The organism is Brucella tritici (assembly GCF_008932295.1).
In the GTDB taxonomy this organism is placed as follows: domain Bacteria; phylum Pseudomonadota; class Alphaproteobacteria; order Rhizobiales; family Rhizobiaceae; genus Brucella; species Brucella tritici.
In genome coordinates this window covers 1-738 of the sequence record NZ_WBWA01000091.1, presented here as the reverse complement: position 1 = coordinate 738, position 738 = coordinate 1, and the positions used below count along the sequence as shown (strand labels likewise).

Genomic DNA, 738 nt, shown 5'->3' with positions numbered 1-738 from the left:
CCCGCATTACCCAGGCGCCAAGCGTGCCGCGATCGATGATGACACCGCAGGAGGCCAGCATTTGCGCCTGACGATTGAGCGGGAGATGCCAGGCAAACTTCGAAACAGCGACATGCGCGGCAAACGCAGTGGTCACCATGCCACCGTCCATCACGCGCGCCGGTGCAGGTGCTTGCACGACGGCACTCTCACAGGCCCGGCATGCATAGCGCGGCCGGATCGTCCGTTTGACCCGGACAACAGCAGGTACGATGTCGAGCGCCTCGCTGACGTCCGTGCCGATGCAATGCAGTTCGAACGAACAGCAAGGGCAAATCTTGCTCTCCGGCTCAATGATCTCTTCATAGCGCGGAAGATGCTTGGGCAAACGGCCGATATTGCGGGCAGGCGATCGCCGTGCCTGTGTTTTGTCTTCATCGGCCGGTGCGGCATCGTCATTGGCTGCAACGGGAATATCGCCTGGATCGCCCAGGTCGAGTGTTGCCTGGGCCGGATCGATGATCGTCATCTTCTCCGATTTCGTCCCGAAGAGCTGGCGCTCAAGGAAGACAATACGCGCTTTGAGGTCGGCATTCTCTTCGTCGAGCGAGAGAATGATCCGGGTCAATTGTGCAGCATCCTGAGGCAAGGGATCGGGTCGAAGCAGCATGACTGACCCTACCATATGAGCCTGAATCTTCAAGCAAAACCAATAGGATCAGCCTACTTTTGAGGGTCGTCTCACCGCGTTTCGCTTGA

Annotated in this window: 1 protein-coding gene; it reads right to left on the bottom strand. The window is 58.5% G+C overall.

Features of this window, described 5'->3' with window-relative positions; genetic code table 11:
* The coding region (locus F9K91_RS25570; RefSeq protein WP_151679081.1) for an IS66 family transposase zinc-finger binding domain-containing protein at positions 1 to 649 on the bottom strand (649 nt) is incomplete at its 3' end.
* Between the last annotated feature and the right edge of the window lie 89 nt (positions 650 to 738).